Source organism: Tessaracoccus sp. MC1756, from assembly GCF_014164735.1.
Classification (GTDB): Bacteria; Actinomycetota; Actinomycetes; order Propionibacteriales; family Propionibacteriaceae; genus Arachnia.
On record NZ_JACJFZ010000001.1, the window covers coordinates 934,525 to 961,173 of the forward strand.

Sequence of the window (26,649 nt, forward strand, 5' to 3'; positions counted from 1 at the left end):
TCAGAACAGGACGGACGCGAGCTTGCGGCGTGCCTTCAGGACGACCCTTTCGGCGCGACCGACGACCTCGAAGAGCTCCAGCAGTCGCACGCGAATGGCGTCGCGCTGCTCCTCGTCGCTCTCGGCGGCGAGACCGAGCAGCCTGTCGAACGCCTCCTCGTAGCGACCGTTGATGATCTCGAGGTCTGCCGCATCGAGCTGGGCGGCGACATCGTCGGGCTGGGCGGCGGCCCGCTCCACGATCTCCGCCGGGTTGAAGGTGGCGGAGCGCTCCAGCAGGGCACTCTGGGCGCGGCCGGCGATGACCTCAGCGTCGTGCGGGGTCTCCTTGAGCAGCTCGTCGAATTCCTTGACGGCCTGTGCGAAGTCGCCCGCCTGCAGGGCGGCGTCGGCCTTCGCGAAGCGCGGGTTGGCAACGGGCTGCTGCTCGGCGTCGCCGTTGCCGGCGGGAGCACCGCCCACCGGCTGCGCCCGGCCGGTCATGCCGTTGCCGACGGCGAGTTGCGCGATCTGGTCGAGCACGGCCGAGATCTCCTCGCGGGACTTGGTGCCCTGGAACAGCGGGGCCATCTGGCCCCCAATGAGGGCGACGACGGTGGGCACCGCCTGCACGCCCAGTGCCTGGGCCAGACGCGGTTCGGCGTCGACGTCGACGCGGCCCAGCAGGAAGCGTCCCTGGGCGGCGTTGATCAGCTCGGCCAGCGCTGAGGAGACCTGTTGGCCGTTCGGGTCCCGGGGGGAGAAGAACTCGACGACGACCGGGTGCTGCATCGATGTGCCGGCGAGGTCGTTGAAGCTGGCCTCGGTCACCGAGGTGACGTAGCTGCCGACCGTCGGTGCGGCATCCGTCAGTGAGGAGAGGTCAACGGCGCCCGGGCGCGTGAAGTTCGCATCAGTCATGGGTTCCATCTTGCCAGGCTCGGCCGCGCCGCACGATGATGCAGCCCTCGGTCGATGCGAGCACCTCGCCGCGGGGGACGCCCACCCGGTCCGGCACGCGGGAGGCCACGATCATGAACGGGCCCCGGTGCAGCGCCACGGTGTCCGCGTCGAGCACCGCGGCACCGACGGCCGCGAGGTCCGGGCTGCGGAACTCGGGGTGTTCGCGGCGCAGGCGCAGCAGCGTGCGGTACCACTCCAGCATCTCGGCGTGCTTGCCCTCCGAGCGCTCTTCCCATCGGAGCTTCGCGCTGAGGAAGGTCTCCTCAGCCTGGGGGTCAGGGGTTTGTTGCTGCCACCCCATGGCGGCGAATTCCCGGGCCCGGCCCTCGGTCACCAACGGCCCGAGTTCCGGTCCGAGCCGGCTGAAGTAGGGGAATGGGCTGGAGGCGGCCCACTCCTCTCCCATGAAGAGCATCGGAGTGAAGGGTCCCAGGAGGTACAGCGCCGCGGCGGCCGACTGGGCGGCGTGACCGGCATGCATGTGGAAGCGGTCGCCCACGGCTCGGTTGCCCACCTGATCGTGGTTCTGCAGCGAGGCCACGAAAGAGTGCCCGTCGTAGTGGGGGCTCGTCGGGTCCACGGGCGCCCCCCACGGCGTGCCCCGGAAGGCGGAGATGCCCCCGTCGCGCACGAACACCCGGGTGAGGGCCTTGACGAGGATCTCGGGGGTGCCGTAGTCGACGTAGTAGCCCTGCGTCTCTCTGCCGAAGAATGAGTGCAGCGCGTGGTGGATGTCGTCGGCCCACTGCCCGTCCATGCCCCTGGCTCCGGGGGACGTGCCGACGGGGGAGACCATCTCGGCGCGGTTCAGGTCTGACTCCGCGAACAGGGTGAGCGGGCGGCCGGTCTCGGCCTCCCAGCCGGCCACCTCGTCGGAGAGTTCCGCGAGGAAATGCCGCGCCGAGTCGTCCCGGAGAGCGTGCACGGCGTCGAGGCGCAGCCCGTCCATCCCGATGTCTACGAGGAAATGGCGGGCCGACCCGATCAGATAGCGGCGCACCTCCGCGGCCCCCACATCGTCCAGGTTAACGGCCGGTCCCCAGGGCGTGGTGTGGCGCTCGGTGAAGTACGGGCCGAACTTCGACAGGTAGTTCCCCTCGGGGCCGAGGTGGTTGTGCACCACGTCGAGGAGCACGGCCAACCCGTGTTCATGGGCCGCGTCGACGAAGCGCACGAGCGCCTCCTGGTCGCCGTAGGCCGCGTGCACGGACCAGGGCGCGACACCGTCGTAGCCCCACCCCCGGTCACCGGCGAAAGCGTTGAGCGGCATCAGCTCGACGGCCTCGACCCCGAGCTCGAGGAGGTCGGCGAGACGACCGGCGGCGGCGTCGAGGGTGCCCTCGTCCGTGAACGTACCGACGTGCAGTTCGTAGAGGACCTTGCCGCGCAGGGGCGTCCCGAGATATCCCGTTGGGCGCTGCTTGGGCAGAGCCACAGCGCGGCTCAGGCCGTGTACCCCGTCCGGGAGGCTGAGAGAACGCGGGTCCGGGAAGGGGCCCTCGCCGTCCGGGACGAAGCCGTAGCGGCTTCCGGCGTCGAACTCATGGTCCGCGACCCACCATCCGGGCCTGAAGGGGTCCGGCCGCATGGGGTGGCGGCTGGTGACCAGCTGCAGTTCGACGACGGTGGGCAGGGGCGCCCAGACCTCTGGGCGCATCAGGCGTCCACCGCCATCAGCAGCGCGACGGGGAGCTCTGTCAGGAGGCTCGCCAGCGGTTGCGCGCCGCCGTCGATCTCCAGCCCGGTGAACATGCAGCGGTACCGGCCCTCCGGGAGGATGATCAGGTGCTCGCCCCAGCCTCCCCGCTCAGCCAGTGCAGAGGGGAGCCGGGTGGCGACGGTGACCGCGGTCACGCCGCCGCCTTCGGTGCCCCGTGCGAAGGCGACCGCGTGACCGGAGGTGGTGGGGACCGGCGCGTAGGTGGCCCCCGGGCCGCGGAAGGCGTCGGCCCTCTGGCGCCGCAGCCGCAGTGCGCGGCTCGTGACCAGGAGCTTCTCGGCATCCAGGGAGCCCGGTGCGGTGATCGCGTCGAGTTCGGCGAGCAGTTTGGCGCGCAGGGCGAAATCCACCGGTCGACGGTTGTCGGGGTCGACGAGCGAGACGTTGACGATCTCGCAGCCCTGGTACACGTCCGGCACCCCGGGCATGGTCAGTTGGATCAGCTTAGCGCCCAGCACGTTGCTGCGGACGGTGTCCGCGGTCACGTCGTCGAACTCTGCCAGGGCCGCGGCGCACCGGTCGTTCCTCAGCCCCGCGTGCGCGAGGTCCAGCACGGCCGACTCGTACGAAGCTTCGGGGGCGGTCCAGGTGGTGTGCCGCTTCGCCTCGCGCATCGCCTTGGTGAGGTACCTGTCGAGCCGTTCCTCGGTGATGGGACGCACGGCCGCCAGGGTCTGCCACACAAGCAGTTCGGTGGCGCCGTCGACCATCGACGAGCGGATCTCCTCTGTGGCGGCGCGCAGTTCGGCCAGGCACGCCTCCCAGGCCTTGGCGTGCTCCAACAGCGCGGAGAGCCGTGCCCGGACGTCCTCGGAGCGCTTGGTGTCGTGCGTGGACAGGGTGGTCATGGTGGCCGGCCACAGCTGGTTCAGCTGTTCGCAGAAGTCATGGAAGGCATCCGGCGAGATCCCGACGATGGTGGGTTCGCTGCCCACCTCGTTGACACCGACGAAGCGGTTCCAGCGGTAGAAGGCAGTGTCCTCCTTGGCCTTGGCCATCACCGGCCCGCAGGTCTGGGCGAAGCGGATCATGAACTCCGCGCGGAGCGCAGCCACATCAGGTGCCGAGTCCGGCAGCTCGGTGGTCACGGGGTGCGCAGTCACCGAGGGCAGGGTCTCGGGGCCGCCGCCTTCACCGGTGGGGTCTTCGCCCGAGACGAGGGCCACGATGAAGTCGAGCGTGGCCTGCTCGTCGTCGTCCAGGTCCGGGCGCGCCCGGTCTGCCGCCTCCCGCACGACGGCGAGCTCGGCGTCGCTGGCCGGCAGCCCGGGTTCGAGGTACGCCCTGTAGCGGTCCATCTGGACGAGCAGGCTCCGGATCGCCCGCTCCAGGTCGCGACGGGTGTGGTCGCGCAGCCTCAGGTCGGAGCCGCAGACAGCCACGGCGATCGAGGTCAGCCGGTTGACCTCCGTGAACAACATCGTCCTGACCAGCTCCTCCTTGGCCTGCTGCAGCACCTGGCCGAACCAGCCCTCGGACGTGTCCGCGGTGCGCTCCCAGAGGTCGTTCAGCCTGGCCAGCTGGCTGGGATCGTGGAAGAGGCCGTTGACCCGCAGCAGTGCGTCGTAGCCCGTGGTGCCCGCGCACCGGGAGCCCTCCGGCAGCTGCTCGTGCGGCTCGAGGATCTTCTCCACCACGACCCAGCAGCCCCCGGTGGCGCGCTGCAGCATCTGGAGGTAGCCGCGCGGGGTGGCCAGGCCGTCCGGATGGTCGATGCGGAAGCCGTCGATCAGCCCCTCGTCGAACAGCTCGATGAGCTTGGCGTGGCTCGTCTCGAAGACCTCCGGGTCCTCCACGCGGATGGCCGCGAGCGTGTCGACGTCGAAGAAGCGCCGGTAGTTGAGTTCCTCGTTGCCGACCTTCCAGTAGGCCAGGCGGTACCACTGCTGCTCGAGGAGTTCGATGAGCGGCAGGTGCTCAGTGCCCGGGCGGACCGGGAAGACGTGGTCGTGGTAGACGATGACCGGCTCGCCGCCGCCGGGGAACATCCGGTTCTCCAGCCGGATCGTGTTGTCTGCCAGTTCGTCCCCGATGCGCCGGCCGAGCACCGGCATGAGGATGGCGCGGGAACGGGTGAGGTCGATGTCGAACCAGCCGGCGAACTCCGAGTCAGCGCCCGAGCGCAGCACGTCCCACAGCGCGCGGTTGAGCCACAGCGGGGTGGGGACCGCCATGTGGTTGGGCACGACGTCGACGATGATGCCGAGCTCCAGTTCCCGCGCGGCCGCCACCATCCTGCGGAACCCGTCCTCGCCGCCGCACTCCACGGAGATCCGCGAGTGGTCCACCACGTCGTAGCCGTGCATGGAGCCCGGGGCGGCCTGGAGGATGGGGGAGCAGAAGATGTGGGTGACGCCCAGGGAGGCCAGATAGGGCAGCTGCCTGGTGGCGTCCTCGAAGGTGAAGTCCGCGTTCAGCTGAAGGCGGTAAGTGGACGTGGGAAGGGCGGATGCGGACCGTGCCATGCGTTCCAGCATAGGCGGGCTAGGGTTCCATCCATGAGTGAAATTCCTGACGGTTCGGACCCTGCGACGCTGGCCGACTGGCTCTTCGATCGCGCACGGCAGGGCGAGACGCAGCGGTTGAGCGCCTACATCGAGGCGGGCGCGCCGGTCGACCTCACGGATGCCGACGGCAACACACTGCTCATGTTGGCCGCCTACCACGGCCATGTCGGAACCGTGCGCGCCCTGGCGGCGCTGGGTGCTGATCCGGACGCCCTGAACAACCGGGGCCAGTCCCCACTGGCCGGGGCCGTGTTCAAACAGGAACAGGCCGTGATCGCGGCGCTGCTGGAGGCGGGGGCAGATCCCGAAGCGGGTCAGCCCTCAGCGCGCGCCACCGCACAGATGTTCGGCCTCACCCTCTGACCCCTCGCGCGGACCGCGGGGCTCAACCGGCGTCGGGGACCGGGTAGCCGTTCTCGGTGAGCCCGGTGTAGCTGTCGAGCATCAGACGGATCCGCCGGGCGGACAGGTCCATGACGTGGGGTTCGACGTCCTCCGGTGCCACCCAGTGGATGGCGACGATCTCGGGGTCGTCGGTGCCCAGCCGCGAGATGGTGTCGTCGTCGAGCACCCCGCCGTCGAAGATGAGCTCCAGCGCATCCGACCAGCCGAGGTACGGCGGCATCCAGTCGACGAGCAGTGGCTGGCCGAACCGCACCTCGATGCCGAGCTCCTCCAGGCACTCGCGTTCGCCGCCGACGCGGGGCGACTCCCCGGGCTCGACGACACCGCCGGGCAGCTCCCAGTCGTCCTTGTAGGACGTCTCCAGCAGCAGCACCCGGCCCTCCGCGTCGCGGAACAACGCATGGGCGATCAGGCGCTTGGTGGGCAGGATCGAATCCAGCACGCCCGAGAACCCCACCTCGCCGTAGACGGGATCGACGGCGAGGCGCGAGTACACGAGGATGTCGCGGAAGACGCCCGGTTGGGGCTCCAACACCGAACGCAGGCGCCCCTCGAGCCGGAAGCCGGCGCGGTGCAGCGAGACCCGGGCCGCCGTGTCCCACTCCGGCAGCTCCACCTGGAGTCGGCGCAGGTTGTGGGCGAGGATGGCGTCGTCAGCGGCGAGCGAGATGGCCCGCTTCAGCGTGTCGACGTCGACCTGTTGCTCCTCCCACCGGAGCGTGCCGACGCCGCCGGTGATGTCGACAGAGACGCTGAACTCGCTCACTGACCTGCTGCCCTGCGCAACCAGACCGATCCGAGCGGGGGCACCGTGACGTTGGCGCGCGCCGGCCAGTGGCCCCACGGCTCGTCGATCGCGTGCACCTCGCCGAGGTTGCCGAACTCGCCGGAACCGTCGTAGATGGGCGCGTCGGTGTTGAGGATCTCCTCCCAGGTGCCGTCGACGGGCAGGCCGATCTCATAATCCTGGAGCGGGACGGGGGAGAAGTTGACGATGCAGGCGACATGGTTGCCTTGCGAGTCGTGGCGGACCCAGGACAGCGCGTTGTGCCCGGGGTCGTCCGCCTTGATCCAGCTGAAGCCGTCAGGCGAGCTGTCCAGCTCGTAGAGGGCGGGGGTGGCGCGGTAGATGAGGTTCAGGTCGCGGAAGAGGCGCTGCAGGCCGCCGTGCCCCCACAGCTCGCTGACCCACCACTCGAGCGAGACGGACTCGTTGAACTCCGGGCGCTGGCCGAACTCGCAACCCATGAACACCAGCTGCTTGCCGGGAAAGCTCCACATGAAGGAGTAGTAGGCGCGCAGCGTCGCGAACTTGCGCCAGTCGTCCTGCGGGACCTTGTTGATCATGGAGCCCTTGCCGTGCACGACCTCGTCGTGGCTGATCGGCAGGATGAAGTTCTCCGAATACTGGTAGACCATCGCGAAGGTGAGCAGGTTGTGCTCGTGCTGGCGGTAGACCGGGTCGAGCTGCAGGTAGCGCAGCGTGTCGTTCATCCAGCCCATGTTCCACTTGAAGCCGAAGCCCAGACCACCCTCGTGCACCGGCTTGGTGACGCCGGCGAAGCTCGTCGACTCTTCAGCGATCATCAGGACGCCGGGCTCGCGCTCATAGAGGTGCCGGTTGACGTAGCGCAGGAAGTCGATTGCCTCGAGGTTCTCGCGGCCGCCGTGCTGGTTCGGTACCCACTGGCCCTCCTCGCGCGAGTAGTCCAGGTAGAGCATCGATGCCACCGCGTCGACGCGCAGCCCGTCGACGTGGAACTCCTGGATCCAGTACAGCGCGTTGGACACGAGGAAGCTCTTCACCTCGTTGCGGCCGTAGTTGAAGATGTAGGTGCCCCAGTCCTGGTGCTCGCCCTGCCGGGGATCAGCGTGCTCGTAGAGTGCGGTGCCGTCGAAGCGGCCCAGCGCCCAGGCGTCCTTCGGGAAGTGACCGGGCACCCAGTCCATGATCACGCCGATGCCCGCCTGGTGCAGGCGGTCGATGAGGTAACGCAGGTCATCCGGCTTACCGAAGCGTGACGTGGGGGAGAAGTAGCCGGTGACCTGGTATCCCCAGCTGGGCTCGAAGGGGTGCTCCGCCACGGGCATCAACTCGACGTGCGTGTAGCCCTGCCACTTGACGTAGCTGACCAGTTCCTCGGCAAGGTCCAGGTAGCTCTTACCCTTGCGCCAGCCGCCGAGGTGCACCTCGTAGATGCTCATCGGCTCGGCGTGGGCCTGCGCGGCGCGTCGCTTGGCGATCCACTCGTCGTCGGACCAGAGGTACTTCGACTCGTAGACGATCGACGCGTTGGCCGGTGCCTGCTCGGAGAAGCGGGCCATGGGATCGACCTTCTCGAGCCACTGGCCGTCGGCCGTCTCGATCCGGAACTTGTAGAGCGTGCCCTCGTCGAGGCCGGGGATGAAGGTGGCCCACACGCCGGTGCCGGGGACGAGGTGGAGTTGGTCGCCGGTCCACCAGTTGAAGTCGCCGATCACCTGGACCGAGCGCGCGTTGGGCGCCCAGACGGCGAAGCGGACGCCGGTAACCTCCCGGCCGTCGTCGTTGACGCTGACCACCTTGCTACCGAGGCGCCGCCACAGTTCTGTGTCGCCGCCGCTGTGGAAACCCTCGAAGTCCCACCCGGTCAGTCCGCCGAACTGGTCATGCGCCATGTCTTGCTCCCATCGTGCAGGTCTGCGCGCCAATCTAGCGTGCCCAGGGGTGCGCCGCTGGCGGACCCCGTGGCTGCGTGCCCGGTTTCAGGCGTTGGCGATGGCTGCCAGCCAGCGCTGGACCACACCGTCGGGATCGGATCGGCCGATGAGGCGGTTCTCCGCGAATTCGGGGGCGGCCCGCAGCGCGGCCAGTGTCGATTCGAACATCAGCGCCCCTGGTTCCTCGGGATGCCGGCCGGCACGGTGGGCCACTTCGTCGGCGGCGCCCAGGAAGCGGGCCCCGAGGCCGGGGCGGCCGAGTTGCGTGTGAGCGAGGGCGATGCAACGCAGCGCCACCACCTCGTGGCGTGTGCGGCACCCCACTTCGTCGAGTTTGGCCAGCACCGTGGTCGCCATTCCGATCGAGGCGGCGGCCCCGCCCTCCGCGAGCTCGACGACGGCCGCCTCTGCCGAGACCGCCACAGCTCCCATCCCCATGGGGTGCCGGGCCGACAGCTCCAACATCTCGTCGACGCTGACCCGCGCCTGCGCCACCCGGCCGAGGCGGACGAGGGGCTCGACCAACCGCCCCAGCGCCACGACCAGATCCTGGGGGTCCCCGTGGCGTCGGAGTTCGGCGACGCTCCGGAAGCCCAGGTCGACGGCGTGCTCAGTGTCACCGGCGGCGTCGGCGGCGGCCGCAGAGCAGCCCAGCGCCAGGGCGCGCAGCACCGGGTCGTGGCCGGCCGCTGTGGTCGCCTCCTGCGCACACCTCGTCACCTCCTCAGGCCGGAGGGCGGCCGCATGGAGACCCCCGACGCTGCACCAGCCCTCGACGACGAGCCGACTGTGGTGCCAGGGGGTGGTCTCCGCCTCCCGCAGCGACCCCTCCAAGGCGTCGGCATCGCCTTCGCCGGTCAGGATCGCCAACAGCCCCAGCGAGACCTGCAGGGCCACCCTGTCGTCGGGATGGGCGCTCTCCACCGCCCCCCGCAGAACGCGGATGCCCTCGCGCACACGGGCCGTGGCGAGCCAGAACGGTTCGAGCCACGGCAACAGCACCCCGGGATGCCCTGCCTCGCAGGAGAGCGTCACCGCCCGCAACACGGCTGACTCGTCATCCAGGAGGGCCCGCACCGATGGCTGTGACCCGTCGGGAGGCCGCACCAGATCCGTCACGGCGTCCAGCAGCGCGTCCCTGGTCGGGCCGTCGGAGTCGCCGAGGGCCTGCGCCACCGGGGGCAGGACGAGAAAGTGGTCAGAGTCCGTCGGTCCCGTGACGAGTCCGGCGTCCACCAGTTCCATCAGCGCGTGGGGGCTGCGGCTGAGGGAGTCGACGAGGCGCCCACTGACGAGTCCCGTCGCCTCGGCCAGGGCACGCAGCAGCATCCGTGCCTCCCGCGAGCAACCGTTGGCCGCCCACTCGACGACGGCGGGGATGCTGCGCCGGGGGTCGCGGTCCGTCGTGAGGGCTGCGAGCGCCTCGGGGGAGCGGCGCAGTTGCTCGACCAGCCGCACTGGGGACGAGACCCTGATCCGGGCCGCGAGGAGTTCGATCGCCAGCGGCAGGCCGCCGCTCAGCCTGCACAGTTCGCGGATGTCGTCTCGGGAATCCTCGAGGTCGATGCCGGGTCTCGCTCGGCGGCAATGGCGGAGGAACAACTCCTCGGCTGCCGAGGGGCCGCTGGGATCCGACGGCAGCGGCGGCACGACGATCGCCGCCTCCGGCCCGATCCCGACCGGCTGGCGGGCGGTCACGAGCACCGTGGCCTCAGGCGCCGCGGACAGCAGGGCGAGCGCAAGGTCTGCGAAGCCGTCGAACTGCTCTGCGTTGTCCGCCACGAGGACGCACGGTCCGGTCCTTGCGATCGTCTGCGTCGGATCCCCGTCCCCGATCGGCAACTGGAGGGCTCGGCACCAGGATTCCAGCGCGTCCCTGGGCGTGGACACCTGCATGAACTCCGTCGTGGCCACCCGCCGGCCCGCGGCCTTCAGCCTGTCCACCACCGCGACGCAGAGGGCGGACTTGCCCACCCCTCCGAGACCGTGGAGCGTCACGAGCCGGTGTGAGCCCACCGCCGAGAGCACGCGCGCGACGAGGTCGTCACGTCCGATGAGGTCGCCCGTCGGCAGCGACGCCCCCTGCAACGTCGGCGGGGTGACCGGGGACGGGAGCCTGTGGTTGAGGATGTCGCGCTGCAGCGCGCTGAGCTCGGGTGACGGCTCCACGCCGAGTTCGTCGAGGAGCGTGCGTCGGGCCTGGTGGAAGGTTTCGAGGGCGGCACCGGGCTGGCCCGCATGGTACTGGGCTGCCATCAGGCGTGACCAGGACGCCTCGTCGAGGGGGTCGTCGGCCACCAGCGACCTGGCCTCCTCCACCGCCCGTTCCGCACGTCCGCTGCGGAAGAGGGCGATGACGTGGTCCCGGCGGGCGGCCACATGCCGCTCGGCGATCGCCCTGCGGGCCTGCTCCAACCAGGCGGTCAGGTCCAGCCCCGCCAGCAGCGGGCCGGCAGCGAGCGTGAAGGCTCGTTCCAGCACCTCGAGCGCCTGGTCCGGGGCGGCGCTGCGGAGGAGGGACTGGGCGCGGGTGACGAGAGCCTCGAACATGGCGACGTCGACGTCGGAGATCCCGCAGGCCAGAGTGTAGGTGGCGCCGTCGCGGACGATGGGGAAACCGAGCGGTTCGAGAACCTTGCGTAGCCCTGAGACGTGGACCTGGAGGGCGTTGTGCACGCTGTCCGGCGGTTCGTCCCCCCAGAGCGCGGAAACGAGGTCCGGCACGGGGACGGGGCGGCCGGGCCTCAGGGCGAGCGCAGCCAGCAGGACCCGCTGCCGCGTTCCGCTCATCATCACAGGGCCGGCGCCGTCGGCCCCCAGCACCCGGGCGGGGCCGAGAAGGCGAATCCGGCAAGCCTTCTCCATCAACACATGCTTTCACGACGGAGGCGTTCCCAAAGCCCATCCGGTAAGGAAGTTTAAGGATCCCTTAAGTCGCCGGACGAGGATATGGCTCAGGTCACCGTTGATTTCAGGGGGGACAACATGACGATCACATCGGTGGGCGACATAGCGGCAAGGACCTTTGCCATCGACGCGGCACGCGCGGGGGATGAGCGGGCGTTCGGGACGCTGCTCGAGCCGCACCGCCACACGTTGTGGTCCGTCTGTCTGAGGATCACCAACGACCCGCGCGACGCGATGGATGCGTTGGCGCACACGTTCGGCAACGCGAGGAGGGCGATAACTGATTACAGCGGGGCGGTGGCGTTCGGCCACTGGCTGAGTCTCGTGGCGGCGGGGACGTCCCGGGCCGTCGCCTGGCACCGGCAACGGAGCCCAGAGCCGTTCAGACAGGCGGCACTTCCCGTGCCCGTGTGCACGGATCCGGTCGAACTGCGGCTGCGGGGGGTGGTGGAGTCTCTGCCGGTCGTCATCAGAGAGGCGTTGGTGCTGCGCGACATCTGTGGATTGACCTACGAGCAGATCGCGGTGCACCAGGTGGTGGGCATCCACACGGTCAAGGCCCGGCTGAGCAGGGGCGGCGGGATTCGCCCGCTCCAGGGGGCGCCGGCTCTGGACCGTACGCGTTTCGACCAGTTGCTGCGCGCAGTGCTGGTGAGGCACCGGCTGGCAGTGGCGGGGGCGCTTCAGCCGAGCGTGCCGAGGTAGCCCAGGGGGACGCCGAGCAGGTGGGGGCGGTAGCGCGATTCATAGGTCGCCTCGTAGCCCGCCTTGTCGATCTCGTAGGCCGCCAGCAGCGGCGCGTCGATGTGGTCCCGCCCGTAGCCGCGCAGGAAGGCGTCTCGGGCCTCGGTGAGCCAGGCATCGTCAGCTTCGCCGGCTGCTGCGGCGTAGGCGAAGGAACGCAGCATGCCGGCGACATCGCGCAACGGTGAATCCGGCAGGCTGCGCTCCTCGATCGACTTCAGGGGCTCACCCTCGAAGTCGACGTAGATCCACCGGCCCTCGCTGAGGAGGACCTGGCCGAGGTGGCAGTCACCGTGCACGCGTTGCGTGGGCACCCCGTGGTCCGCGACCTGGCCGAACACCGCCTCCGCGGCCGGCAGATACCGCTCGACGGCACCGACTTCGGAGGCGACGGCCCGGAACCTTCGCCTGAAGTCATCCGCCAGCCGGGCGCCGTCGGTCGTCGAGGTGGGGAAGTGCGCGGCCAAGCGATGGTGCACCGTGGCCAGCGCGACGCCCAGTGCCTGCGCGTGGTCTGCGAAACTGCGGCCAGCCGAGGCGAACTCACAGGCGAGGACGTAGCCGTCCTGCGGGGCCTTCAGCGCCTCCAGGAAGACCGCATAGTCTGTGCCGTCGACCCGCCACGAGCCATAGAGCTCGGCCACCACGCCGCTACCGGCCAGCGCCCGGTGCACCTCCACGTCGGCGTTGACGCCCGGCTCGAGGCGGCGGAACACCTTCACCAATAGGTGCGTGCCGTAGAAGATGCTCGTGTTGGACTGCTCGCCCGTGTAACGGCGGGCGGGCAGCCCCTCAGGCACGTCGCGGAGCCGCTCGAACCCGGGCGCGTCGGTGCGGAGCAGGTCCAGCAGAACCCCGCCGTCGTCGCAGGCATCAATGGGGTCCTGTCCCCCGCGGTACAGCAGCGGGATGAGAAAGCGCTCCCGGCGTCCGCCCTCGAACTCGACGACGAGCACCGCCGGCCGCAGACGGACCTCGGCATCCTCCGAGGGGAGCCAATCGCCGTACTCGACGTCGACGGGACGCCCTTCGCGCCCGGAGAACCACCGCTGCGTGAGCGCGAGGTTCCAGAGATCATCGGTGCCGTTCATTCGGCCGTCACGTGGAAGATGTGGGCGGGCTTGCCGGGGTAGAGCCGGACGAAGGACTCGCGGCCCCACTGGTACTCCTCGCCGGTCAGCAGGTCGTGCACCTTGACCGTGGCGCGGTTCGGGAAGCCGAGCGCGTCGAAGTCGAGCATGACGGGCGACTCCACCGTGGCGTCCTGGTCCAGGGAGCACACGACGACGACCAGGTCGTCGGCGTCGCGCTTGGAGTAGACGATGACCTGGTCGTGCGCGGCATGGTGGAGGTGGATGTCGCGCAGCTGCTGCAGCGACGGGTGCTGCTCGCGGATCTCGTTGAGCCTCCCCAACAGGAGGTTGAGGTTGGGCTGCGCGTTGTAGTCACGCGGCCGGTACTCGTACTTCTCCGAGTTGAGGTACTCTTCACGGCCTTCGGCCAGCGGTTCGTGCTCGAAGAGTTCGAAGCCGGAGTAGACGCCCCAGGTGGGGGACATGGTGGCGGCCAGGATCGCCCGGATCGAGAAGGCGGCCGGGTTGCCCGACTGGAGGTAGAACGGGTTGATGTCCGGGGTGTTGACGAAGAAGTTGGGCCGGTAGAAGGAGGCCATCTCCGAGGACAGCTCGGTGAGGTACTCCTCGAGTTCCCACTTCGCGTTGCGCCAGGTGAAGTAGGTGTAGCTCTGGTGGAATCCCACCTTGCCGAGCGCGGCCATCATCTGCGGCTTCGTGAACGCCTCTGCGAGGAAGATCACCTCGGGGTTTGTCTCGTAGACCCGGCTCATGAGCCAGTCCCAGAACTCGACGGGCTTGGTGTGCGGGTTGTCGACGCGGAAGATGCTCACGCCGCGGTCGATCCAGAACCGCACGATGCGCAGCACCTCGTGGTAGATGCCCACCGGGTCGAGGTCGAAGTTGACGGGGTAGATGTCCTGGTACTTCTTCGGGGGGTTCTCGGCGTAGGCGATGGTGCCGTCCAGCCGGGTGGTGAACCATTCCGGGTGGTCCTGTACCCAGGGGTGGTCCGGGGAGGCCTGCAGCGCCAGGTCGAGCGCCACCTCGAGGCCCAGCGAACGGGCCTTCGCGACGAACCTGTCGAAGTCCTCGAAGTCGCCGAGTTCCGGGTGGATTGCATCGTGCCCGCCGTCCCGGGAGCCGATCGCCCACGGGGAACCGGGATCCTGCGGACTCGGGTCCAGAGAGTTGTTCTTGCCCTTGCGGAAGGCGGTGCCGATGGGGTGGATGGGCGGCAGGTAGACCACGTGGAAGCCCATGGCGGCGGCAGCCTCCAGGCGCTCGTGCGAAGAATTGAACGTGCCCGAGTGCCAGGTGCCGTGCTCGTCCACATGAGCGCCCTGGGAACGGGGGAAGAACTCGTACCAGGAGGAGTACAGCGCGCGCCGACGCTCGACCCGGATGGGGTAGTCGGGGGTGGGGGAGACCATTTCACGCGGGCCGAAGCGGGCCATGGCCCGTTGGATGGGGCCGGAGGTGACCAGCTCGAGGATCTCCTCGATGTCCGTCTCCGGCGTGATCGTCTCGGCCGCGCCGCGCAGGAGGTGGGCGGCGCCGGCGACCCGCAGCTGGTCCGCGTGCTGGGCGGCCCGCTCCAGGAGGTCACGGCCCTCCATGCACACCAGTTCGACGTCGACCCCGACCGGGAGCTTCTTCTCCGCGGCGTGGCGCCAGGTGCCCCAGGGATCTGACCAGCCCTCGATGCGGTAGGTCCAGTCGCCCTCGGCGGCCATGCGCACGTGCGCCTGCCAGATGTCGAGGCCCATCGGCTCGACCTGTTTCATGTCGACGCGACGCTGGGTGCCGCCGGGGGAGGTGAGGATGACCGATGCGTTGACCGCGTCGTGGCCCTCACGGAAGACGGAGGCCTGGATCAGGATGCGTTCATGGACCACAGCTTTGACGGGGTAGGCCCCTCCCTCGATGACGGGAGTGACGCCGGTGACGGGGATGCGGCCGAAGCCTCCGTCTGTCCGGACGATGCGCTTGCTGATACGGGGCGAGATGTCCTCAGTCACGCCGCCAGCCTAGCTGGTGGACGTGCCGCCCGGAATGAGGTCGTACGACGAGGGCTCCGACTCGGCCTGGAGCGCGAGCAGCTCCTTGGAGTTGAACGGCACGCTGACCCGCATGAGCGCGACGGTGCGGCCGGGGATGTCGAATTCGCCGAGCGCGGGCAGCGCGCCCTCGGGCAGTTCGCCGTCGTCGCCGGAATGCCAGATGACCTCGTAGGCGTGGCCCCAGGGCATGGTCGGCAACACGATGCGCTGCGGTTCCGGGTCCGAGTTGAACCAGGTGAGGAAGCCCTCGTGGTCGTTGGAGACGTACATGCCGAGCAGGCGGCGGGCGCCGTCGTGCCAGGCGTCCTGGCTCATCTCGCCGTAGCGGCCGTCCATCCAGGTGAGGTCGACGCGCTGCAGGTTCTCGCCGTGCTCGTTGATGATCTCTGTGTGATAGGCGTAGTCAACGGGCCGGAACGCGCAGTGCCGCTGCCGTATGTCGATGAGGTCACGGATGCGGTCGCGCACCGCCTCCCATTCGGGGGTGATGTCCCAGTTCACCCAGGAGGTGGGTGAGTCCTGGCAATAGGCGTTGTTGTTGCCCTTCTGCGTTCGGCCGAATTCGTCTCCGGCCGTCAGCATGGGCGTGCCGGCAGCGAGCAGCTGAGTGGCCATCATGTTGAGCACCTGCCGGCGGCGCAGCGCGTTGATCTCAGGGTCTGGCGTCTCACCCTCCCAGCCATGGTTCCAGGAGCGGTTGTTGTCACTGCCGTCGCGGTTGGCCTCGCCGTTGTCGAGGTTGTGCTTGACGTCATAGCTGACGAGATCGAGCATCGTGAAGCCGTCGTGGGCGGTGACGAAGTTGATGCTCGCCTGGGGTTTACGGCCGGGCTGGTCGAAGATGTCCGGCGAGCCGGCCAGCCGGGTGGCGAGCTCCTGGACGCCGTGCACGGCGCCGCGCCAGTAGTCGCGCACGTGGTCGCGGAACCGGTCGTTCCATTCGTACCAGCCGGGGCCGTACGCACCCACCTGGTAGCCGTAGGGGCCGACGTCCCACGGTTCGGCGATCATCTTGATGCCGTCGAAGGTGGGGTCCGCCGCCACGAGCTGCTTGAAGGCGTGGTTCTGGTCGACGTGGTGGTTGGCGTCGCGGATCAGGGTGGTGGCCAGGTCGAAGCGGAAGCCGTCGACGCCCATCTCCGTGACCCAGTACCGCAGCGAATCCATCACCAGCTGCAGGGCCATGGGGTGGGCGGTGTTGACGGAATTGCCGGTGCCTGTGACGTCGTAGTCGTTGCGACGGTCGTTGGTGAGGCGGTAGTACGCGTCGTGGTCGATGCCCCGCATGGACAGAGTGGGGCCCTGGTGGCCCCCCTCGCCGGTGTGGTTGTAGACCACGTCGAGCAGCACCTCGATGTCGGCCTCGTGCAGCGCGGAGACCATGGCCTTGAACTGGGACACCTGGTCACCGACGGTGCCGCGGGGGGCGTAGAAGGCGTGCGGGGCGAAGAAGCCGAGCGTGTTGTAGCCCCAGTAGTTGCGCAGGCCCTTGGCCACGATGAACGGCTCGGAGACGAAGTGCTGCAGCGGGAGGAACTCGACCGCGGTGACGCCCAGGTCCTTGAGGTAGGCGATGACCGCGGGATCCGCCATGCCGAGGTAGGAACCGCGCAGGTGCTCCGGCACGCTGGGGTGCATCTTGGTGAAGCCGCGCAGGTGCGTCTCATAGATGATCGTCTCGGACATCGGGCGCCGCTTATCGATGGGCGTGGGTGGCGGGGTGTCCTGCACGACCACGGACAGCGGCACGGCACCGAAGGAGTCCCTGGTGGAGATGGTGAACGGGTCGCCCGGCACGTGGTCGAGGATGGGGCCACGGAAGTCGACGCCGCCGCTGATGGCGCGGGCGTAAGGGTCCAGCAGGAGGCGGGCGGGGTTGAAGCGGCTGCCCGCGCTGGGGTCCCACGGGCCGTGCACCCGGTAGCCGTAGGCCTGACCGGCGCCGATGCCGGGGATCTCGACCCTCCAGATCCCTAGGTCGTCGGCGGCCATGTGGTGGTTGAACTGATGGTTGGTCTGGTCCACCAGCACCAGCTCGACTGCCGTCGCGCGAGGTGCCCACAACCCGAAGCGGACTCCGGCATCAGTGATGTGGGCGCCGAGGGAGCGGCTGTCAGGTGCCGATTGGGGGATCATGCTGTCTTTCATCTGAGGATGGAACGGCGGTTCATTCTGCCACTGGGGCCGGGTTTGGACGAATTGGTCTGTGCGCCACGCCTCTAGGCTGAGGTTATGTCGGTCTACCTCGATCACGCCGCTTCGTCCCCCATGCGCGGGGACAGTATAACGGTGTTCACGGAGCTCGTTTCCCTCGTCGGGAACCCCTCCTCGCTGCACCGGCCGGGCCAGCGTGCGCGCGCGATCCTGGAGGAGGCGCGCGAGGAACTGGCGGCGGCGGTGGGTGCCCATCCCACCGAGGTCGTCTTCACGTCGGGGGGGTCCGAGGCGGACAGCATCGCCGTGCTGGGGGGCTGGGCGAAGCGGCGCGACGAGGGCCGTGACCGCTGCCTGGTGTCCGCCGTCGAGCATCCAGCCGTCCTGGGCGCCGTCCAGTGGGGCGCAGAAATCATGCCGGTCACGGCGGAGGGGTGGGTGGACGTCGCGGAGGCTGCGCAGCTGATCGACGAGCGGGTCGGCGTCGTCTCGGTGATGGCGGTCAACAACGAGACGGGGATCGTGCAGCCGGTCGACGACATCCGGGGCCCGGCCACGAAGGTGGGCGCGTGGCTGCACGTGGACGCGGTGCAGTCACTCGGGCACCTCCCCGTCGACTTCGCGGCCAGCGGCGCGCACCTGATGTCGTTGTCCGCGCACAAGATCGGCGGCCCGGTGGGCGTCGGCGCGCTGCTCGTCAGGCGCGACGTGGTGCCGCGGGCCATCGGTCTCGGCGGCGGCCAGGAGCGGGAGGTTCGCTCGGGGACGGTGCCCGTGATCCTGGCGGCGGCCTTCGCGCGGGCCGCGAGCACCGCTGTCGCGTCGCTGCAGGAGGAGGCTGAACGGCTGCGCAGCTTCAGCCGACGGATCGCAGCGGCGGCGGTGGATGCCGGTGGCCGGCTCAACAGCCGTCACGACGGCGCACCGCACATCGTCAACGTGACCTTCGACGGCATCAGGGCCGACGACCTCCTGTTCCTGCTGGACCAGCGGGGTGTGCACGCGTCCGTCGGGTCCGCCTGCAAGGCCGGGGTGCACCAGCCCAGCGATGTGTTGCTGGCGATGGGCCGCACCCCCGACGAGGCGACCCAGTCGCTGCGGTTCTCGGTGGGCTGGTCGACGACCGACGCCGACATCGACGTGGTGTGCCGGGTGCTTCCTGAAGCGCTGCAGCAGGCGCGGGCGGCGTTCTAGGCGAGGCCCAGGGCGCCGGCCAAACCGATCGAGGTGATGATGCCGGTGGCGACGGTGGCCAGGATGAACGGCTTGCCGCCCACTGTCAGCAGGGACTTCACATGCACCCCGAGCCCGAGCGCGAACATCGCGGCGGCGAGGAGCAGTTTCTGCCCCACCGCGATCGCGCCCAACGCGGCCTGAGGGAGGATGCCGACGGTGCGCGCCAGCATGGCGAGTACGAAGCCGGCGATGAACAGCGGCACGATGGGCGGCGGCGCGGAGGCGGTGCCGGCGGCCGCCCGGCGGCGCCCCATGGCCAGCAGCGCGACCATCGGGGCGAGGCACAGGACGCGGGCCAGCTTGACCGTGACTGCCACCGTCAGCGCCTCGGGTCCGATCAGGCCGGCGGCAGCCACCACCTGCGCCACCTCGTGGGTCGAGACGCCCACCCACATGCCGCCCACCTGGGCGCCGAGGTTGAGGGCGGCCACCGCGAGGGGCAGCAGCGGGATCAGGAGGGTGCCGAACACCACCACCAGGGCGACGGCGGTGGCAGTGTCGTTCTCGTCGGCGTCGGTGACCGGCTCGACCCCCACCACGGCGGCGGCACCGCAGATCGAGAAGCCGGCGGCGATCAGGGTGCTCTGCGCCACGGATAACCCGAGCCGCCTGCCCAGGAGTCGCGTCGTGAAGAAGGTGACGCCGACGGCGGCCACCACCAGCAGGAGCGTGCCGGCGCCGAGCCCGAGCACTTCGACGAGCGATACCTGGAAGCCCAGCAGCACGATGCCGATCCGCAGCACGCGCTTGCCCGCGACGGCGACACCCGGTGCCCACGAGGCCGGTTGTCCGGCCAGGTTCCGCCAGAGGCCGCCCAGGATGATCGCCACCAGCAGCGGGCTGAGGGTGGGGACTACCTGGCCGACGGCGACGGCGAGGAGTGCTGCCGCGAAGGCTGCGGCGAGCCCGGGGAGAACGGACGTGCTTGTTCTGACGGCTGTTGGTGTGGTCACAGGAAGAGTGTGCAGAATGCCTGGCCGGAGGCGGTAACCCGCATCGGACATGAGGGCATATGCTCCCGATATGTCTCTGATCCATGAGCCCGGCGTCGCGGCCCTCCGCCTGTTGGTTGCGGTCGCCGACGAAGGCGGCCTGGGTGCCGGAGCCCGGGCTGTCGGGATGGCCCAGTCGAACGCGAGCCGGACCCTGGCCGGCCTGGAGCAGCGGCTCGGGCTCACGCTCGTCACCCGGAGCGCCGCAGGCTCCACGCTGACCGCCGACGGGGAGCTCACCGTCGAGTGGGCGCGGAGCGTGGTGATGGCGATGGACCGCCTGCTGCAGGGGGTCGGGGCGCTGCAGTACGAGGGCCGCGACCTGGTGGTCTCCGCCAGCATGACGATCGCCGAGTACCTCGCGCCCAGTTGGCTGGCCGCCATGCGGCGCGACTATCCCGGGGTCGCGGCCAGCATGGTGATCCACAACTCGGCCGACGTGGTCGACGACGTGCGCCGCGGGCGGGTGGGCCTCGGGTTCGTGGAGGGCCCGGAAGTGCCCGGCGACCTGCAGCGGGTCCGCGTCGGCACCGACCGGCTCGTCGTGGTGGTCGCTCCGGAGCATCCCTGGGGGGACAGGCGAGGGGGCGTCACCGTCGAGGAACTGGCCGTCACGGCACTGGTGGAACGGGAACGCGGCTCGGGCACCAGGTCGTTCCTCGATCAGGCGGTACCCGGCCGCCGGGTGGCCCCCCTCGTGGAACTCCCGAGCAACGGCGCGGTGGTCGCTGCCGTGGCGGCGGGGCTGGGGCCCGCAGTCCTCTCCATCCACGCGGTCCTCAGCGGGTTGGTCGCCGGCAGGCTGTTGGCGGTGCCGATCGTCGGCGGCAACATCGAGCGTGACCTGCACGCCGTCTGGCTGGGGCCGTCCCAACCCACGGGCCCCGCAGCCCTTTTTCTGGCCACGGCGATGGGCGCCTAGACTTGGGTGCCGATCACCGAAGGAGGGCCATGCGGGTTCTGGTTGCCATGTCAGGCGGAGTGGACTCCGCCGTCGCCGCCGCGCGCCTCGTGGCCGAGGGCCACGATGTGACGGGCGTGCACCTGGCGCTCTCGAAGAACCCCGCGTCGTACCGCTCCGGAGCCCGCGGCTGTTGCTCGCTGGAGGACTCGCACGACGCCCGCCGCGTGGCCGACAAGCTCGACATCCCCTTCTACGTGTGGGATTTCGCTGAGGAGTTCCACGAGGCGGTCGTCGAGGACTTCATCGCCGAGTACCAGGCCGGCCGCACCCCCAACCCCTGTCTGCGGTGCAACGAGAAGATCAAGTTCGCCGCCGTGCTCGACAGGGGTGTTGCGCTGGGCTTCGACGCCGTCGCCACGGGGCATTACGCGGACCTGCAGCGCCACGACGACGGGTCGGTGTCGCTCCACCGCGCTGCTGACGCGGCCAAGGACCAGTCCTACGTGCTGGGCATGTTGAACCAGGAGCAGTTGAGCCGCTGCCTGTTCCCGCTGCACGACGTGGAGAAGCCCGTGGTGCGCCAGGAAGCGGCCGTGCTCGGTTTCGGCGTGGCGAAGAAGCCCGACAGCCACGACATCTGTTTCATCGCCGACGGCGACACCCAGGGCTTCCTGTCGCGCTACCTCGACGACAGGCCGGGCCCGATCATCGACGCCGACGGGCAGGTGCTCGGCGAACACCAGGGCCACCACCGCTACACCGTCGGCCAGCGCAAGGGCCTCGACCTGCGCGTCCCCGCCCCCACGGGCGAACCACGCTACGTGCTGAGCATCGAGCCGGTGAGCAACACCGTCGTCGTGGGTGCCCGCGAGGATCTCGCGGTGCGTTCCCTGCGCGGCATCCGTCCCACCTGGACGGAGTCGCCCATCGAGGGCCCCTGGCGCGGTCACGCCCAGTACCGGGCGCACGGCATCCCGCAGGACGCCACGATCTCCCTTCTCGACGGCGACCTGGTGGTGGCGCTCGACGAGCCCGCCTCCGGAGTGGCCCCAGGCCAGACCGTCGTCGTCTACGACGGCAACCGCGTGGTGGGCTCGGCCGTCATTGCCGAGGCGCGGTGATGCGGATCACCGCTGCCGGGTCGCTGCCCGGCACGGATTTCCGAGGCGCCCTCTCCTCGATGGCAGAGGCGCTGCCCGACGTGCTGCCGCTGCCGGAATTGCCCGCCAGGGGAGTGGCCTCGGCGATGATCGGGCGCACGCTGGGCCTCGTCGGCGGGCTCGCGTTCGACCTGCAGCCCGCCGGGTGGCGGCTCACCCACCACCCGGACGCCGAGCATCGGCGCGCGAGGGCACAGTGGCGCCACGACCTGGACGATGCGGAAGAACTCCTGCAGGGTTTCGCGGGCACCCTGAAGGTCGCCGTCACAGGGCCGTGGACGCTGGCCTCGTCTGTCGAGCGTCCCACCGGCGACTGGCTGCTGGCAGATCACGGGGCGCGTCGGGAGTTGGCTGAGGCCCTCGTCGAGGCGGTGGCCGTGCTCCGGGGTGAGTTCGGCCGGCGCCTGCCCGACGCGACCGTGCTGGTGCAGGTGGACGAACCGGCGCTCGGCGCCGTCGTCGGGGGCGACATCCCCACCGCTAGCGGTTTCAGCAGGCACAGGAGTGTCTCGGAGGCTGATGCCGTCGAGGCCCTGAAGCCCTTCGCCGACGGTGCCCTCCTGCACAACTGCGCGCCCGGCCGCTGGCTGGAACTGGCCCGGCGCGCCGGGTTCGCCGGGGCCGCCGTCGATTCCCGCCTGGCGGATCTGGATGAGTTGGCGCAGTGGGCCGACGAACGCCGCACCCTGGTGCTGGGCGTCGTCGACACGGGCCTGGGGCAACCGCAGGGGGTGGATGCCCTGGTGAACGAAGCCCTGCGCGTGCTCCGGGCGATCCAGGCAGAGGGCGGCGACCACCTGCTGCTCGGCACTGCCTGCGGGCTGGCCGGGTGGCGGCAGACGGACGTCGTGCCGCAGTTCGACGCCCTCGCCCGCGCTGCCTCCCTCACCGAGGAACTCCTCGGCCAGGGCTGAGGGGATGGGCAGTGCGCCGCCAGCGCCTAAGCTGGGCAGGTGCGCATGTTCTCCAACCTGAACCTCGACGGCCAGACGCCCACCCGGGTCCAGCCGGCCCGTGGCTCGTGGGGCCCCCGTGGCGTCCCCGGCACGCGGTGGAAGAAGTTCCAGCGCATCATCGTGCCGGTTATCACCGTGGCCATCGCCACCGGGCTGTTCTTCCTGGGGCGCATGTTCTACCTGATCCTCACCGGGGGATGACCCCCGCCGTCTACCCCTAAGATGGGGCAGGCCGCATCCTGCGGCACCGCACCAACCGAGGGAGTATCGACGTGGGTCTCACCGCCGACGACGTGGCCCGGCTGGGCGCTCTGGCCCGCATCCAGCTCACCGAGCAGGAGTGCGCGGAGCTTGCCCCCGAGCTGGACGTCATCCTGGAATCCGTCCGCAGCGTGTCGGAGGTCGCACGCCCCGATGTGCCGACGGCAACCCACGCCCTCCCTGTCAGCAACGTGTTCCGCGACGACGTGGTCACCCCCGGCCTTACGCAGGAGCAGGCACTCTCCGGCGCGCCGGACCACGAGGACGGCCGCTTCCGCGTGCCCCAGATCCTGAGCGAGGACTGAGCCAGATGATCACGAAGTCCGCCGCTGAACTGGGCCGGCTGATGGCCGCCCGGGAACTGACCTCCGAGGAACTCACCCGCGCCTGCCTCGAGCAGATCGAGGCCTTGAACCCCGCCCTGAACGCGTTCCTGGCCGTCGACGCTGAGCACGCGCTCGAGCAGGCACGCGCCGTGGACCAGCGCCGCGCAGCCGGCGAGGAACTGGGTCCCCTGGCCGGCGTGCCCGTGGGTGTGAAGGACAACTACTGCACCACCGACTTCCCGACGACGTGCGGCTCCCTCATGCTCGAAGGCTGGGTGCCGCCCTACGACGCCACCGTCGTGGCTCGCCTGCGCGATGCCGGCCTGGTCATCATCGGCAAGACCAACATGGACGAATTCGCGATGGGCTCCTCGACCGAGACCTCCGCTTTCGGCCCCAGCCGCAACCCGTGGGACACCGACAGGGTGCCCGGCGGTTCCGGCGGCGGTTCGGCAGCGGCCGTCGCGGCGTTCATGGTGCCGTTGGCGATCGGCTCCGACACCGGCGGCTCGATCCGCCAGCCGGGTGCCGTCACCGGCACCGTCGGGGTGAAGGCCACCTACGGCGGCTCGTCGCGTTTCGGCCTGGTGGCCATGGCCTCCAGCCTTGACCAGCCCGGGCCCTGCGCCCGCACCGCTGAGGACGCGGCCCTCCTCCAGGAGATCATCAGCGGCCACGACCCGAAGGACTCCGCGTCGCTCGACCAGCCCGTACCCCAACTCGTGGCGGCGGCGCAGGCCACCGACCTCACGGGCATGAAGGTGGGCATCGTCACCGAGTTCAGGGGCGACGGCTACGAGGAGGGCGTGCTCGAGCGCTTCCACGAGGCGGTGGAACTGCTGCGTCAGGCCGGGGCCGAGGTCGTCGAGGTGTCCTGCCCGGCATTCACCTACGCGCTGCCCGCGTACTACCTCATCCAGCCGGCGGAGCTCAGCTCGAACCTGGCCCGCTTCGACGGCATGCGCTACGGCCTGCGCGCCGGCGACGACGGCTCCCGCTCCGCGGAAGAGGTCATGAACCTCACCCGCGAGGCCGGCTTCGGCCGCGAGGGCAAGCGCCGCATCATCATCGGCACCTACGCACTCTCCGCGGGCTACTACGACGCCTACTACGGCTCGGCGCAGAAGGTCCGCTCGCTCATCCAGGCGGATTTCGACCGCGCCTTCGAGGTGGTCGACGTGCTGGTCTCGCCCACCACGCCCACCACCGCGTTCAAGGTGGGGGAACGGATGACAGACCCCATGAGCATGTACATGGCAGACCTCTGCACCATCCCGTCGAACATGGCGGGCAACGCCTCCGGCTCGTTCCCGTCGGGCCTCAGCGACGGCCTGCCCACCGGCCTGCAGATCATGGCCCCGCCCATGGAGGACGCACGCGTCTACCGGGTCGGTGCAGTGCTGGAGCGGGCGCTGGAAGCGCAGTGGGGCGGCCCGATGTGGCGCGAAATGACTCAGCTCGAGGGATCGAAGGCGGTTTACTGATGACTGAACTGGTCGATTACGACGATCTCCTCACCCGGTATGAGCCTGCGCTGGGTCTCGAGACCCACGTCGAACTGAACACCAACACCAAGATGTTCTGCGGTTGCGCCAACGAATTCGGCGGCGACCCGAACACCCACGTGTGCCCCGTGTGCCTGGGCCTGCCCGGCTCGCTCCCGGTGATCAACGGCAAGGCCGTCGAGTCCGCCATCCGCATCGGTCTGGCCCTCAACTGCCAGATCGCCGAGTGGTGCCGCATGGCCCGGAAGAACTACTTCTACCCGGACATGACCAAGAACTTCCAGACCTCCCAGTACGACGAACCCATCGCCTTCGACGGCTGGGTCGAGGTGGAGGTCGACGGCGAGACCTACCGCGTCGAGATCGAGCGCGCGCACATGGAGGAGGACGCAGGCAAGGCGACGCACGTGGGCGGCTCCGGCCGCATCCAGGGGGCGGACTATTCGCTCATCGACTACAACCGTGCCGGCGTGCCCCTCATCGAGATCGTCACCCGGCCCATCCTGGGCGCCGGTGACAAGGCGCCCCAGGTGGCACGCGCCTACGTGGCGCAGCTGCGCGACCTGCTCAAGGCCCTCGGCGTGTCCGACGTGCGGATGGAGCAGGGCTCGCTGCGCTGCGACGCGAACGTGTCCATCGCCCCCGTCGGGAGCGACAAGCTCGGCACCCGCACCGAGACGAAGAACGTCAACTCCCTGCGCTCCATCGAGCGCGCGGTGCGCTACGAGATGACGCGACAGGCTGCCATCCTCGACGCCGGTGGCTCCATCGTGCAGGAGACCCGCCACTGGCATGAGGCCGACGGCACCACCTCGGCCGGCCGCGTGAAGTCCGACGCGGAGGACTACCGCTACTTCGCGGAGCCGGACCTGATGCCGATCGCGCCGTCGCGTGCATGGGTGGAGGAACTGCGCGCCACACTGCCGGAACCGCCGACGGAACACCGTCGCCGCCTCCAGGGCGAGTGGGGCTTCAACGACATCGACTTCAGCGGCATCGTCAACGCCGGTGCCCTGGGGCTGGTGGAGGACACCGTCGCCGCAGGTGCCTCACCGGCGGCCGCCCGAAAGTGGTGGGTTTCAGACCTCTCCCGCCGGGCCAACGAGGCCGGCATCGAGCTGGAGGACCTCGCCATCACCCCCGTCCAGGTGGCTGCGGTGCAGGCGCTGGTGGACGAGGGCAAGGTCAACGACCAGCTCGCTCGGCAGGTCATCGACGGCGTGCTCGCCGGCGAAGGGGAACCCGCCGTGGTCCTCGAGAAGCGTGGCCTCGCCGTCGTCTCTGATGAAGGCGCCCTGGGTGCCGCCGTCGACGAGGCGATCGCCGCCAACCCGGACATCGCCGAGCGTATCCGCGGCGGCAAGGTCCAGGCTGCCGGTGCGCTCATCGGTCAGATCATGAAGGCCATGCGCGGCCAGGCCGATGCGGCCAAGGTGCGCGAACTGATCCTCGCGAAGCTCACAACGGGCTGATCGCGGAACGCCAGGCGTCGACGGCGGACGTCTCGCCGGTGAGCGTGACGTCGGCCTCACGCTGGCTCAGGTGCAGGAGCAGTTCCGACGGCAGCCCGGCGAGGTGCACGGTGCGGTCCCCCTGACCGATCTGGTGTTCGTAGCCTGTGTCCGTGCGGGTCATGAGCAGCCGCCCGCCGAACCGCATCTGGGCACGCCTGGCCAGGACCTTCGCCAACGGCCACAGGTGCTCCTGCTCCTCGGCGGTGAGCGTCTGCGAGCGGCCGTTGGCCCGCAGGACGTCCTCGTGGTGGATGAAGAGCTCTGAGGAGTTCACCAGCTGATCCAACGGCCGCATGATCCAGCCGGGCCTGCGGACGGCCTCCACCAGCGGCAGGAACCCGCGGCGGTGCAGCTCGAGGTTCTGGACCCGCTCGGTGTGCCCGGCGAAACGCTCGGAGCCGATGCCGGGCAGGGCGTCCAGGCGGTGTTCACGTACGTACAGGTGGGCGGCCAGGTCCTGGGTCTGCCAGCCCTCACACATGGTGGGGGCGAACGGCCCCAGTTCTTCGAGCAGGTCTGCAAGGGCGGCGCGCTGGCGGTGGACGAACTTCATGTGGGCAGTCTAGGAGGGGGTTCGGAC

Annotated in this window: 21 protein-coding genes; 10 read left to right on the forward strand and 11 right to left on the reverse strand. The window is 69.7% G+C overall.

Going from position 1 to position 26,649, the window contains the following annotated elements; genetic code table 11:
- From H5393_RS04355 to treY, 3 genes are read right to left on the reverse strand one after another with little or no spacing between them, the layout of a single operon-like run.
- Positions 1-900, reverse strand: a complete 900-nt coding sequence (locus tag H5393_RS04355) for a tetratricopeptide repeat protein (RefSeq protein WP_182765592.1) — start codon at positions 898-900, stop codon at positions 1-3.
- A complete protein-coding gene (gene treZ / locus H5393_RS04360; protein ID WP_182765593.1) occupies positions 893-2,599 on the reverse strand; it encodes a malto-oligosyltrehalose trehalohydrolase in 1,707 nt (568 codons plus the stop codon). Before treZ ends, H5393_RS04355 begins: the two co-directional genes overlap by 8 nt.
- Positions 2,599-5,127, reverse strand: a complete 2,529-nt coding sequence (gene treY, locus H5393_RS04365; RefSeq protein WP_182765594.1) for a malto-oligosyltrehalose synthase — start codon at positions 5,125-5,127, stop codon at positions 2,599-2,601. Before treY ends, treZ begins: the two co-directional genes overlap by 1 nt.
- Before the next feature lie 33 nt (positions 5,128-5,160).
- On the opposite strand from treY, the gene H5393_RS04370 reads away from it, so the two are divergent.
- Positions 5,161-5,532 carry an ankyrin repeat domain-containing protein gene (locus tag H5393_RS04370; protein ID WP_182765595.1) on the forward strand — a complete coding sequence of 124 codons (372 nt, stop codon included), beginning with the start codon at positions 5,161-5,163 and terminating at the stop codon, positions 5,530-5,532.
- Positions 5,533-5,554: 22 nt separating this feature from the next.
- Here the strand turns inward: H5393_RS04370 and H5393_RS04375 are convergent, their stop codons facing one another.
- From H5393_RS04375 to H5393_RS04385, 3 genes are all read right to left on the reverse strand, one after another.
- On the reverse strand, positions 5,555-6,340 hold the full coding sequence (locus tag H5393_RS04375; RefSeq protein ID WP_182765596.1) for an NUDIX hydrolase: 786 nt from the start codon (positions 6,338-6,340) through the stop codon (positions 5,555-5,557).
- Entirely contained in the window at positions 6,337-8,232 is a 1,896-nt protein-coding gene (glgB, locus tag H5393_RS04380) for a 1,4-alpha-glucan branching protein GlgB (RefSeq protein ID WP_182765597.1), read from the reverse strand. Before glgB ends, H5393_RS04375 begins: the two co-directional genes overlap by 4 nt.
- Before the next feature lie 87 nt (positions 8,233-8,319).
- Positions 8,320-11,139: a BTAD domain-containing putative transcriptional regulator gene (locus tag H5393_RS04385; protein WP_182765598.1), complete on the reverse strand. Its 2,820-nt coding sequence runs from the start codon at positions 11,137-11,139 to the stop codon at positions 8,320-8,322.
- Positions 11,140-11,259: 120 nt separating this feature from the next.
- Between H5393_RS04385 and H5393_RS04390 the strand changes: the two genes are divergently transcribed.
- The gene (locus tag H5393_RS04390) at positions 11,260-11,886 is read left to right on the forward strand and encodes an RNA polymerase sigma factor (protein ID WP_182765599.1); all 627 of its coding nucleotides are present in this window, start codon (positions 11,260-11,262) and stop codon (positions 11,884-11,886) included.
- Here the strand turns inward: H5393_RS04390 and H5393_RS04395 are convergent.
- The 3 genes from H5393_RS04395 to glgX are packed head-to-tail and all read right to left on the reverse strand — an operon-like array spanning position 11,865 to position 17,209.
- Positions 11,865-13,016, reverse strand: coding sequence for a phosphotransferase (locus tag H5393_RS04395; protein ID WP_182765600.1), 1,152 nt, complete (start codon positions 13,014-13,016; stop codon positions 11,865-11,867). The two genes, H5393_RS04390 and H5393_RS04395, sit on opposite strands and share 22 nt — an antisense overlap.
- A complete protein-coding gene (locus tag H5393_RS04400; protein WP_370585924.1) occupies positions 13,013-15,019 on the reverse strand; it encodes a maltotransferase domain-containing protein in 2,007 nt (668 codons plus the stop codon). The genes H5393_RS04395 and H5393_RS04400 overlap by 4 nt, the downstream gene beginning before the upstream one ends.
- A 9-nt stretch (positions 15,020-15,028) precedes the next feature.
- On the reverse strand, positions 15,029-17,209 hold the full coding sequence (gene glgX, locus H5393_RS04405; protein WP_182765601.1) for a glycogen debranching protein GlgX: 2,181 nt from the start codon (positions 17,207-17,209) through the stop codon (positions 15,029-15,031).
- An 84-nt stretch (positions 17,210-17,293) separates the two neighbouring features.
- Between glgX and H5393_RS04410 the strand changes: the two genes are divergently transcribed.
- Positions 17,294-18,409 carry a cysteine desulfurase family protein gene (locus H5393_RS04410; RefSeq protein ID WP_182765602.1) on the forward strand — a complete coding sequence of 372 codons (1,116 nt, stop codon included), beginning with the start codon at positions 17,294-17,296 and terminating at the stop codon, positions 18,407-18,409.
- Here H5393_RS04410 and H5393_RS04415 read toward each other — a convergent pair.
- Positions 18,406-19,404, reverse strand: coding sequence for a putative sulfate exporter family transporter (locus tag H5393_RS04415; protein ID WP_220488159.1), 999 nt, complete (start codon positions 19,402-19,404; stop codon positions 18,406-18,408). The genes H5393_RS04410 and H5393_RS04415 overlap by 4 nt on opposite strands.
- A gap of 70 nt (positions 19,405-19,474) precedes the next feature.
- On the opposite strand from H5393_RS04415, the gene H5393_RS04420 reads away from it, so the two are divergent.
- The 7 genes from H5393_RS04420 to gatB all read left to right on the forward strand — a co-directional run bounded on the left by H5393_RS04420 (position 19,475) and on the right by gatB (position 26,027).
- Entirely contained in the window at positions 19,475-20,365 is an 891-nt protein-coding gene (locus tag H5393_RS04420; protein ID WP_182765604.1) for a LysR family transcriptional regulator, read from the forward strand.
- 29 nt (positions 20,366-20,394) lie between these two features.
- On the forward strand, positions 20,395-21,468 hold the full coding sequence (gene mnmA, locus H5393_RS04425; protein ID WP_182765605.1) for a tRNA 2-thiouridine(34) synthase MnmA: 1,074 nt from the start codon (positions 20,395-20,397) through the stop codon (positions 21,466-21,468).
- Positions 21,468-22,421: a uroporphyrinogen decarboxylase family protein gene (locus H5393_RS04430; protein WP_182765606.1), complete on the forward strand. Its 954-nt coding sequence runs from the start codon at positions 21,468-21,470 to the stop codon at positions 22,419-22,421. The genes mnmA and H5393_RS04430 overlap by 1 nt, the downstream gene beginning before the upstream one ends.
- 45 nt (positions 22,422-22,466) lie before the next feature.
- On the forward strand, positions 22,467-22,664 hold the full coding sequence (locus tag H5393_RS04435) for a hypothetical protein (protein ID WP_255436325.1): 198 nt from the start codon (positions 22,467-22,469) through the stop codon (positions 22,662-22,664).
- Between the two features lie 71 nt (positions 22,665-22,735).
- A complete protein-coding gene (gene gatC / locus H5393_RS04440; RefSeq protein WP_182765608.1) occupies positions 22,736-23,029 on the forward strand; it encodes an Asp-tRNA(Asn)/Glu-tRNA(Gln) amidotransferase subunit GatC in 294 nt (97 codons plus the stop codon).
- Complete coding sequence (gene gatA, locus H5393_RS04445) at positions 23,026-24,534, forward strand: Asp-tRNA(Asn)/Glu-tRNA(Gln) amidotransferase subunit GatA (RefSeq protein ID WP_220488221.1); 1,509 nt, start codon at positions 23,026-23,028, stop codon at positions 24,532-24,534. The genes gatC and gatA overlap by 4 nt, the downstream gene beginning before the upstream one ends.
- Positions 24,531-26,027 carry an Asp-tRNA(Asn)/Glu-tRNA(Gln) amidotransferase subunit GatB gene (gene gatB, locus H5393_RS04450; RefSeq protein WP_182765799.1) on the forward strand — a complete coding sequence of 499 codons (1,497 nt, stop codon included), beginning with the start codon at positions 24,531-24,533 and terminating at the stop codon, positions 26,025-26,027. The genes gatA and gatB overlap by 4 nt, the downstream gene beginning before the upstream one ends.
- Here gatB and H5393_RS04455 read toward each other — a convergent pair.
- On the reverse strand, positions 26,014-26,622 hold the full coding sequence (locus tag H5393_RS04455) for a TIGR03085 family metal-binding protein (protein WP_182765610.1): 609 nt from the start codon (positions 26,620-26,622) through the stop codon (positions 26,014-26,016). The two genes, gatB and H5393_RS04455, sit on opposite strands and share 14 nt — an antisense overlap.
- Between the last annotated feature and the right edge of the window lie 27 nt (positions 26,623-26,649).

What these genes read in the sequence shown, in the direction of transcription:
- H5393_RS04390 (WP_182765599.1), top strand. Translation starts at nt 11,260, where the DNA reads ATGACGATCACATCGGTGGGCGACATAGCGGCAAGGACCTTTGCCATC.
- glgB (WP_182765597.1), bottom strand. Translation starts at nt 8,232, where the DNA reads ATGGCGCATGACCAGTTCGGCGGACTGACCGGGTGGGACTTCGAGGGT.
- glgX (WP_182765601.1), bottom strand. Translation starts at nt 17,209, where the DNA reads ATGAAAGACAGCATGATCCCCCAATCGGCACCTGACAGCCGCTCCCTC.
- mnmA (WP_182765605.1), top strand. Translation starts at nt 20,395, where the DNA reads ATGCGGGTTCTGGTTGCCATGTCAGGCGGAGTGGACTCCGCCGTCGCC.
- H5393_RS04435 (WP_255436325.1), top strand. Translation starts at nt 22,467, where the DNA reads ATGTTCTCCAACCTGAACCTCGACGGCCAGACGCCCACCCGGGTCCAG.
- treY (WP_182765594.1), bottom strand. Translation starts at nt 5,127, where the DNA reads ATGGCACGGTCCGCATCCGCCCTTCCCACGTCCACTTACCGCCTTCAG.
- H5393_RS04410 (WP_182765602.1), top strand. Translation starts at nt 17,294, where the DNA reads ATGTCGGTCTACCTCGATCACGCCGCTTCGTCCCCCATGCGCGGGGAC.
- H5393_RS04385 (WP_182765598.1), bottom strand. Translation starts at nt 11,139, where the DNA reads ATGGAGAAGGCTTGCCGGATTCGCCTTCTCGGCCCCGCCCGGGTGCTG.
- H5393_RS04395 (WP_182765600.1), bottom strand. Translation starts at nt 13,016, where the DNA reads ATGAACGGCACCGATGATCTCTGGAACCTCGCGCTCACGCAGCGGTGG.
- H5393_RS04355 (WP_182765592.1), bottom strand. Translation starts at nt 900, where the DNA reads ATGACTGATGCGAACTTCACGCGCCCGGGCGCCGTTGACCTCTCCTCA.
- treZ (WP_182765593.1), bottom strand. Translation starts at nt 2,599, where the DNA reads ATGCGCCCAGAGGTCTGGGCGCCCCTGCCCACCGTCGTCGAACTGCAG.
- H5393_RS04370 (WP_182765595.1), top strand. Translation starts at nt 5,161, where the DNA reads ATGAGTGAAATTCCTGACGGTTCGGACCCTGCGACGCTGGCCGACTGG.
- H5393_RS04420 (WP_182765604.1), top strand. Translation starts at nt 19,475, where the DNA reads ATGTCTCTGATCCATGAGCCCGGCGTCGCGGCCCTCCGCCTGTTGGTT.
- H5393_RS04430 (WP_182765606.1), top strand. Translation starts at nt 21,468, where the DNA reads ATGCGGATCACCGCTGCCGGGTCGCTGCCCGGCACGGATTTCCGAGGC.
- H5393_RS04455 (WP_182765610.1), bottom strand. Translation starts at nt 26,622, where the DNA reads ATGAAGTTCGTCCACCGCCAGCGCGCCGCCCTTGCAGACCTGCTCGAA.